Source organism: Halapricum sp. CBA1109 (assembly GCF_009741825.1).
Taxonomy (GTDB): domain Archaea; phylum Halobacteriota; class Halobacteria; order Halobacteriales; family Haloarculaceae; genus Halapricum.
The window spans coordinates 50,052-58,836 of record NZ_WPCA01000003.1 but is presented as its reverse complement, the minus strand read 5'-3'; the positions used below and the strand labels follow the sequence as shown (position 1 = coordinate 58,836).

Here is an 8,785-nt window from a genome sequence, read left to right as displayed (position 1 = left end):
GCCGACAGCGTCGACGCGACGTGGGTCGACGCCGGCGCCGACAGGCCCGGCGACCGCATCGGCGCGGCGATAGCAGCGCGCGTGACCCTGCGAGCGACCGACGCGGGCGTGGCGTCCGCGCTGGCGCTGCTCGACCGCCTCGGCCTCCCGTGGGTCGGCCACGGCTCTTGATCCTCGCCGTAGCGCGCTTCGCTGCCCTCTATTTTCTCGTCAGTCCCCGGCGAGTCCGAGCACCGCCGGCAGTTCGTCGAGGGACTCGATCTCGTAGTCGGGCCGGCGGCGTCGGAAGCGGGTTCGCGGTCGGTGTATCGGCCCCGACGCACCCGGACCGTCGTCATCCCGAGGGCGTTGGGGACGGGGCTGTCGAACCGCGGGTCGTCGCCGACGTAGGCCGTCGCCGAGAGCGGGACCGAGAGCCGCTCGCCCACCGTCTCGAACACGGCGGGGTCACGCTTGGAGGCGTCTATCCGGGGCGTGACGAGGACGGCGTCGAAGAAGTGTCGGATGTCGAGTCGGTCGAGTTTCGCGTGGCCGCCGCGCCCGTCGGTGATCAGCCCCAGCGGCCGGGACGACGACAGCGTCGACAACACCGCGACTGCGTCCGGATACGGCGACAGCGCGGTCGTCGCAGCGTGGAAGGCCTCGACCAGTTCGGGAGCCAGTTCGGCCGGGAGGTCGGCCCTGGCGAGCAGTGTGTCGAAGGTTCCGTCGGTGACGCCCTCCTCGAAGTACAGCGCCAGCAACCGCTCGTGGTGGGACTGTCCGGTCTCGGCCTCGAGGCGGTCGGCCGCAGCGAGGAGGCCGCTCGCGGCGTAGGCCCGGTAGGGGTACAGCGTGTCGTCGAGGTCGAAACAGACCGCCGCGACACCCCCGTCGCTCATCGCTGTAGTTCCGACGGAACGGTCCGCTCGCCGGTGACGTGGAACGTCTCGCCGTTCGGCGTCCGGAACACCTCGTTCCAGTAGCGCGCCATCGTCGACCCCCACTGGACGTCGACGTCGGGAAGTGGCTGGTCCAACGCGTGTCGAAGCCCGAGCGCCGGCATATTCGCACCGGCGCCGACGCACATGACGATAGTGCCGGACACCCGGGGGTTGATCTCGATGAGTTTCGGCGTCCCGTCGGCGCCGTACCTGACTGGAGGTTGATGTTGTACTCGAGCCCCAGCCCCGTACAGATGTCGGCCGCGGCCTCGATGAGTTCCTCGTTTCGTTCGACGACGCCCCGGAAGGTGATGCCGGCGCGCGTCTGTGACCGCGTCCGGGGGACGACTGGGCCGGTCGTCTCGCCCGTCGCGACCACGTCGACGCTGTACTCCTCGCCGGGGAGATACTCCATGACGACCAGTTCCGGGAACGAGTCGGCCCCGGACAGTACCGGCCGGACGTCCGCGAGCGTCGTGACCGGGTCGCCCGGTTTCTCCTCCAGCAACCCTGTCAGCCTGTCGGCGTCGGCGTCGAGCACGCGGAAGCCGCGGCCGCCACTCCCGACCGTCGGCTTGAAACAGACCGGCGTCTCCGGGTAGCCGAGGTCCTCGACGGCCGACTCGAAAGCGGCCATCGTGTCGACGCGGCGGAACGCCGGCGCGGCGTCGAAACCGTTCTCCTCGAGGAAGCCGTACAGCGCGGCCTTGTCGTTTGCGACCGACAGCGCGTCCGCCGGCGAGACCATCACCGTCGCGGGTATCTCCCCCCGGTTCTCGGCCAGCGGCTGGAGTTCGTCGGTCGTCAACGGGAGGACAACGTCGGTGCCGGTCCCGGTGACGATGTCGGCGATGCCGGAGACGAACCCCTCGTCCGTGCCCGCCGGCACCCGGTACCCCTCGTCGACGAGGGCGAACCCGTAAGCGTCGGGGTCCATATCGACGCCGACGATGTGGATCTCGGGGCCATCCATCGCCCGAAGGCTCCGAACGATGCCCCACGCGCCGGGAGCGCCGGCACCGGTCATCAACACGGTCAGTTCGTCGCCGCCGAACCCGGACTGGACATCACTCATCGGTGCCTCCCTCAGCGGTCCACTTGCCGTCAGGCGACACGGGCCCGCCGTCGGCCTCTATCTCCCGGCCGTTGGTCCAGCGGGGCGGGCCCGCCGGGACCTGCTGTTGCTGTTCCGCCTCGGGCGCCTCGGCCGCAGCCTCGGTCTCGGCGTCGACGTCGACGTCGAGGTGGTCGTTGTCCTCGCGGTCCAGTACGGTGGCGTAGAGGAGGACGAGCAAGCCGAGAACGACCGAAAGGAACCACGATCCGGTGTCGGTCTCGCGGCGGCGCAACGAGCGGACCAGCCCCGCAGTGCCGGCGGCGGCGACGCCGGTTCCGACCCCGTAGAGCGTCGCTATCGGATTGTACTCCTCCAAGACGTACTTCTCGGTCAGCCGCCAGCGGAAGCTCCGGGCCAGCATCAGCGACACCCGAGGAACGTACTCCCGGTAGTCGATGTGGCTCTTCCAGCCCTCGCTGTAGGCGTACTCCGAGGACCGGGGCACGTCGGCGACGGTGACCGACGCGACGTTGAGTCGCACGAGCAGGTCGTTACAGTAGCCGTAGTACTCGTACATCCCCTCGATATCGGTCCGCTCTAGGGCGTCAAGTGAGATGGCCGTGTAGCCGTTCTGGGAGTCCATCGACCCCCAGTAGCCGCTGGCGACCTTCGTCAGATACGAGAGGACGACGTTGCCGAACAGGCGAAACCGGGGCATCGCCGCCCGGTCCTCGGGGCGGGCGAAGCGGTTGCCCTTGGCGTATCCGGCCTCGCCGTCGACGATGGGGTCGATGTACCGGGTGAGCTGTCGGGGGTCCATCTGGTCGTCGCCGCCGAGGACGACGGTCACGTCGATGGCCTCCTCGCGGGCGCGCTGGTAGCCCGTCTTGATTGCGCCGCCGACCCCGCGGTTGTGGTCGTGGCGTATCGGGACGACCAGTTCCTCGAAGGTGCCGTCGTGAGAGTCGTTGCGCTCGGCGGCGTGTCGTGTGATCTCTTCCCACGTGTCGTCCGTGCTGCCGTCGTCGACGACGTACGCCCGGTCGAGGAAGTCGGGCAGGCCTTCGACGACCGATCCGACGAACCCCGACTCGTTGTACGCGGGGACGACGGCCGCGACGGTGTGGTCTCTATACATCGAGGAACTCCCGTGTCGCCTTCTCGCTGGCGTGCTGGCAGGCCCCGGAGACGCTCTCGTCGACGCAGGTCCCGAAGTCGGTGTCGTCCTCGCCCCACAGTCCGGGGTGGGTGAGAATCTGTATCGGGCCGACGTCGGATGGTAGCGACGGCGGTTCCTCGCGCCAGCGCTGGCCGGAATCGGCGACGTACTCGATGTCCGAAAAGTGTGCCGCCCGGTAGGTGCTCTCGAACTCCTCGAACGTGCGGCCGAGGACCCACGACGGCGGGATGTGAAAGGAGACGGTTTCGGGCGGGTCCGGCAGGATAGTCCCGAGGACGTCCCGTTCGGCGGCGACGCGGTCAGCGACCGACGACCGCGCGGCGTTCTCGCTGGCGTCCCAGTACTCGTGGGTGCTGAAGTGCAGTGCGATGTCGTGGCCCATCGACGATATCGCCCGAATCTTGTCGCGGTGGGCCCGCTCTAAGGGGTTGTACAGCGGCGACGTGAGCAGGATGCAGTAGGTCGCCTCGACGCCGCGCTCGGCCTCGATGCGAGCCATCGTCAGCGCCGACGCAAGCGAGAGGTCGACGTCGTGTCTGAGCAGTACCTCCCCGTCGTCGGCGCCGTTCGGAAACGTCTGGAACTCGTAGCCGGCCGCCTCGATGCGGTCGAGCCACGAACGGTACCAGTCGTACGTGAACGCGACGCTTGAGGGGGTCTGGATCGGTCGTTCGTCCATACGGTCGAGACAGCGGCCACGAAACCGTTAGTAATCGTGCGCCTACCCAGGCGGTAGGAGCCGCCTGTCACGCCCGGCGCTTCTGGAGCACCGCGAGTAGTCGTCCGGGCACCGCCACCCCCGGCGCGCCGTCGGCGACCCAGACGGCGACCACGACACCCGGGGCGAGCAGGTAGAGGAGGACGAACGACAACGGATCAGTCGACGGAATCTCGGACAGGAACGCCCGGAGGTACTCGACACCGCGCTCTAGCCCCCGGTCGGACGTGTAGGGGATACGCTCGACGAACGGCCACCCGACGCGCCGGAACCCCAGCTGCCCCCCGGATCGGAGCGGGCTCACGACGTCACCGAGGAGGTGTGACCAGTAGCCGACGACGGCCGCGACACCGAGGCGGGGGGCCCCGCGGCGGCGGGCCACGGTCAGGGCGCCGAGGCCGGCGGGGACGGCGAGTACCAGCGAGTGGCCGACGGTGTAGCCGCCGGTGACCCAGCCCAGCCCCCACGACAGCGGCTTGTCTATCAGGTCGGGCAGGAGGACCGAGCAGGCGAGGACCGTCGCCTCGGCGTCGCTCGGCGGGTCGCGCCCGAGCGCCCGACACCCCAGCGAGTAGAGGAGGTAGCCGACCCCCAGATGCTCCCACGGCCACATCTACGGCACCGCGGCGGTCGGGACTCGCCGCTCGCCCGACCGGGATTTCGAGGTGATCACTGGATCTGTGGGGTGGCCGCTCGGACGGTCGCCGCGATGTGGTCCACCTCCTCGGCGAGCAACCCGGGGTGGACCGGCAGCGAGAGGACAGATTCGGCGGCCGCCTCGGCGACCGGCGCGTGGGCCTCGTACCCCTCGTAGGCTTCGAGGCGGTGGATGGGCGTCGGATAGTACACCGACGACCCGATGCCCGCAGCCTCGAGTTGGTCCCGGAGGGCCGCCCGGTCCTCACACCGGACCGTGAACTGGTGGTAGGCGTGTTCGCGGTCGTCAGGGACGGTGGGCGCTTCGACGCTGGGGACGTCCTCCAGTGCTGAGGACAAAAGCGCCGCGTGGTACTGTCGGTCGTCGACCCACTCCGGAAGCGTCCGCAACTGGACGCGGCCGATGGCGGCCGCGATGCTGGTCATCCGGAAGTTGTGTCCGACCCGTTCGTGGGCGTAGGACCCGCTCTCGGTGCGCCCGTGGTTGACGAAACTCGCCGCCCGGTCGGCGACAGTCTCGTCGTCGGTGACGACCATCCCGCCCTCGCCGGTGGTCATGTTCTTCGTCGGGTAAAACGAGAAGGCCCCGGCGTCGCCGATGGCACCCACGGGCGTACGTCGTAGTGAGCGCCGTGGGCTTGGGCGGCGTCCTCGACGAGTCGGACGCCCTCCTCGTCGGCGACGGCAGCGAGTTCACTCATATCGGCCGGGAGGCCGTAGAGGTGGACCGCGAGTATCGCGTCGGCGTCGTGGTCCCGGACCGCCGCCCGCGCCAAGTCGGGGTCGAGGTTGTACGTCTCGGGGTCGATGTCGGCGAAGACTGGTTCGGCACCGACGAGCCGGATGGCGTTGGCGCTGGCGACGAACGAGAACGGCGTCGTGACCACCGTGTCGCCGTCGCCGATGCCGACGGCGTCGAGGGCGGTGACGAGGGCCGCCGTGCCGTTGGCCGTCGCCACGGCGTGGTCGGCCTCACAGTAGTCGGCGAACTCGGACTCGAACTGCCGGACGACCGGGCCGTCGGCGACCATCCCGCTCTCCAGTACGTCGGCCACTGCCGCCTGTTCGGCCTCGCCAAAGCGCGGGTCAGCGATGTCGATCATGCGAGGACGTTCCCCTCCCGGAGGTGGTCCGGCAGCGGTCTGGTCTCGGCCGGGACGCCGACGGCGAGATGCTTCGGCGGGACGTCCTCGGTGACGACGGCCCCGGCGGCGACGAACGACCCCTCGCCGACGGCGACGCCGGGCAGGACGGTCGCGTTCGCGCCGATAGAGACGTCGTCGGCCAGTTTCGCCCCCTCCAGTCCGTTGTCGATCCGGAGCGGATAGGCGTCGTTGGTCAGGACGGCGTTCGGGCCGAGGAAGACGCGGTCGCCCAGGACCGACCCCGGCGGGACGTAGACGCCGGTCTGGATGCTCGCGTCCGAGCCGACCGTCACGTGGCCGTCGAGCACCGTCTTGGTCCCGATGACCGCGTCGTCGCCGACGGTCGTGTGTTCGCGGACGAGCGCGTCGTGTCCGGTCACGGTTCGGGCCCCCAACTCCACGTCGCAGTAGACGGTCGTCCCGCGACGGATGCGCGAGTCGGGACCGACGATTGTCGGGCTCGCGTCGGGGTCGTACTCGTAGCCGACGGTCGCGCCCGGGTCGACGTCGACCGAGTCGGCGAGTGCGGCGCGGGTCATCGGTTTCGGCTCCGCTGGCAGTGGTGTCGTGATCGTGCTGTCATAGTATCGTTCCCGGCGCGTGCTATCGGCCGGTGTCACCCGCCAGTAGTCCGCTCGCGGACATTGTTATGTAGCGCCTTAGACGACGCCGCGGCGAGCGAGCGCCGTGGTGGCCCGCTTGATACGTTCGGTCTCCGTGCGGTGGCGCTCGAAGCGGTCGAGCCGTGCCCTGCTCTGTGCACACCGCTCGGGGTAGTCGCGGTGGCGGCTGGTCTCCTCGTCCGGGAGCGCGTACAGCGCCCGCTCGTCCCCGTGTTCGACGTAGCTGAACCAGCGGTCCCTGATGGCGCGGTTGGTCCCACACTCGCTGGTGGCGACGGCGGCGTCGGTGGTCACCGCCGATGGGTCGAACGTTCCCTCCCGGGCGATAGAGAGCGCCACGTCGGGTATCGAGGCCAGCGAGACCGGATCGGAGACGTCCGCGCTCCGTCGCCCGTCGTCGACGACGTAGGGGACGTGGACGTTCTCGCGGTACAGCTCCCGGTGGTGGTGGCCGTAGTTGCCGTGGTCACCGAAGGACTCGCCGTGATCGGAGTGGACGATGAACGCGGGGTCGTCGCCGGCCAGATCGGACCGCAGACGGTCGAGGAAGGTGTCGACCGACCGGACGCAGTCGCGGTAGCTCCGCTCCATCGACTCACGGGCGCTCTCGGGCATCGTCTCCGCGTTCCCGCGCATCGCCCGCTCGGATCGGATAGTGCTCGTGAGCATCCCGCGCAGGGACTGCTCGGTCCGATGGGCCCGACCCGGCAGGAACGGGTAGTGGGTGTCGAGCAGGAACACCCACAGGAAGTACGGCTCCGATAGCTGTTCGCGGACGGCCCGGATGCGGTCGTAGTACCCCTCCCACGAGGTGAAAAACGACCGGCCGGTGAGCATATCCAGGACCAGTTGGACCGGTTTGCTCGAGTCGTCGATGCCGGGAACGCGGTCGGCGGCGGCGCGTAGCCACCCCGAGTCCGCGCCGCCGTTCAGGTCGAGAAAGTGGTCGAACCCGCGGTCGAACCCCGACGCCGTGGAGGTCCAGGGGTTGGGGCTGAACCCGGCCGTCGCGTAGCCGCGGTCGCCGAGGCGTTCGGGCAGCGACGTGTGTCGGTCCATATGGTCGTCGATGGCCGCGAGGCGTCGCTGCCAGTGGCTCTCCCCGGGGAAGTCGTCGAGGTCACCGGTCGGTCGATGGCGGCCGGTGAAGGCGGCCGGCATCGAGGAGAACGTCTGCGGGCCGGGGGCGACGGCCGACTCGAACCCGACGCGTCGGCCGCGAGCCGGTCCAGCGCCGGAGTGAGTCCGCGGTCGTCGCCGAGGTACCCGCAGTGGTCGGCCCGGAGACTGTCGATAGAGACGAGAACGATGTTTCGCTGGCCGCCGTCGTCCGTACGGCGGGGTGTGGGGGAGTGTCTGCGCATACAGTCGCCAACGCTACGGACTGTCTTTGTTAGAGAGTCCCATCCGACGGGTGAACGGGCCCGGTGACAGGCAACGAGTCGGAGCCCACCGGTGGAGTAGGAGTACCATTACAAACCGCCGCGGCGGCGTCGGTCGGGTCGTCAGTCGATGCAGGTACTCAACCTCGTCACGAACCCGGACGCGCAGTTCTTCCAGCAGCAACTCGCCGCGCTGGGTCGCCGGGGAATCGCCACGGAGACGGTCGCGGTCCCCGCGACCGCACCACGACCGACGACGAGAGCAGTTCCCGGTCGGTACTGGACTACCTCCGATTCTACCCGCGCGTCCTGCGCGCCAGTCTGGGTGACCACGACATCGTCCACGCGAACTACGGGCTGACCGCCCCGGCCGCGCTCGCGCAACCGACCCGCCCGGTCGTCCTCTCGTTGTGGGGGTCAGACCTCTTCGGGCGCTACGGACCGGTGAGTCGCTGGTGTGCCCGCCGGGCCGACGCCGTCGTCGTGATGACCGAGGAGATGGCCGACGCGCTGGGACCGGTCGACGCCCACGTCATCCCCCACGGTATCGACCTCTCGCTGTTTCGCCCGCTCCCGGCGGCCGACTCCAGAGCGCGGGTCGGCTGGGACCACGACGCCCTGCACGTCCTCTTTCCGTACGCGAAACAACGGCCGGTCAAAGACTACCCCCGCGCCGCGGCCGTCGTCGAGGCGGTCCGGTCGCGGCTGGACACGCCGGTCCGCCTCCAGACGCTCTCTGCCGTCCCCCACGAGATGATGCCGGTGTATCTGAACGCCGCCGACTCGCTGCTGATCACGTCGAGCCACGAGGGGTCGCCCAACACCGTCAAGGAGGCGCTGGCCTGCAACCGCCCCGTCGTCAGTACCGACGTGGGCGACGTGGCCGAGCGACTCGACGGCGTCACCCAAACGCGGGTCGGTCGGACCGACGCCGAACTGGTCGAGGGCCTGCTGGCGGTTTTAGGGCGCGGCGAACCTTCCGACGGCCGCGACCACGTCCGGTCGCTCTCGCTTTCCCGGACGAGCGAGCGACTCGCCGGCGTCTACGAGTCCGTCGGGCGGTAGGCCGAACATAACAATCCCTGTTTTGCCCGTATCAC

8 protein-coding genes and 2 pseudogenes are annotated in these 8,785 nt (G+C 69.4%); 1 reads left to right on the top strand and 9 read right to left on the bottom strand.

Annotation, left to right across the window (positions count from 1 at the left end):
- The 9 genes and pseudogenes from GJ629_RS00930 to GJ629_RS00890 form a co-directional block, all read right to left on the bottom strand.
- Nucleotides 1–881, bottom strand: an 881-nt coding sequence (locus GJ629_RS00930) for an HAD family hydrolase (RefSeq protein WP_157511337.1), incomplete at its 3' end; no start/stop codon positions are given.
- A complete protein-coding gene (locus GJ629_RS16655; protein ID WP_157511336.1) occupies nt 878–1,018 on the bottom strand; it encodes a hypothetical protein in 141 nt (46 codons plus the stop codon). The genes GJ629_RS00930 and GJ629_RS16655, both read right to left, overlap by 4 nt.
- A 39-nt stretch (nt 1,019–1,057) precedes the next feature.
- Nucleotides 1,058–1,860 (bottom strand): annotated as a pseudogene (locus GJ629_RS17760) (ATP-grasp domain-containing protein); the annotation flags it as partial.
- A gap of 130 nt (nt 1,861–1,990) precedes the next feature.
- Complete coding sequence (locus GJ629_RS00915; RefSeq protein ID WP_157511335.1) at nt 1,991–3,118, bottom strand: glycosyltransferase family 2 protein; 1,128 nt, start codon at nt 3,116–3,118, stop codon at nt 1,991–1,993.
- Nucleotides 3,111–3,839 (bottom strand): hypothetical protein, encoded by a 729-nt coding sequence (locus tag GJ629_RS00910; protein ID WP_157511334.1) that lies wholly within the window; start codon nt 3,837–3,839, stop codon nt 3,111–3,113. Before GJ629_RS00910 ends, GJ629_RS00915 begins: the two co-directional genes overlap by 8 nt.
- Before the next feature lie 67 nt (nt 3,840–3,906).
- Nucleotides 3,907–4,491: a metal-dependent hydrolase gene (locus GJ629_RS00905; RefSeq protein ID WP_157511333.1), complete on the bottom strand. Its 585-nt coding sequence runs from the start codon at nt 4,489–4,491 to the stop codon at nt 3,907–3,909.
- 56 nt (nt 4,492–4,547) lie between these two features.
- Nucleotides 4,548–5,638: pseudogene (locus GJ629_RS00900) on the bottom strand (DegT/DnrJ/EryC1/StrS family aminotransferase).
- Nucleotides 5,635–6,219 (bottom strand): acyltransferase, encoded by a 585-nt coding sequence (locus GJ629_RS00895; RefSeq protein ID WP_157511332.1) that lies wholly within the window; start codon nt 6,217–6,219, stop codon nt 5,635–5,637. The pseudogene GJ629_RS00900 and the gene GJ629_RS00895 overlap by 4 nt, the downstream one beginning before the upstream one ends.
- Nucleotides 6,220–6,339: 120 nt before the next feature.
- The gene (locus tag GJ629_RS00890; RefSeq protein WP_255475189.1) at nt 6,340–7,575 is read right to left on the bottom strand and encodes a sulfatase-like hydrolase/transferase; all 1,236 of its coding nucleotides are present in this window, start codon (nt 7,573–7,575) and stop codon (nt 6,340–6,342) included.
- Nucleotides 7,576–7,730: 155 nt separating this feature from the next.
- On the opposite strand from GJ629_RS00890, the gene GJ629_RS00885 reads away from it, so the two are divergent.
- Nucleotides 7,731–8,750: a glycosyltransferase gene (locus GJ629_RS00885; protein WP_370515738.1), complete on the top strand. Its 1,020-nt coding sequence runs from the start codon at nt 7,731–7,733 to the stop codon at nt 8,748–8,750.
- Nucleotides 8,751–8,785: the final 35 nt, after the last annotated feature.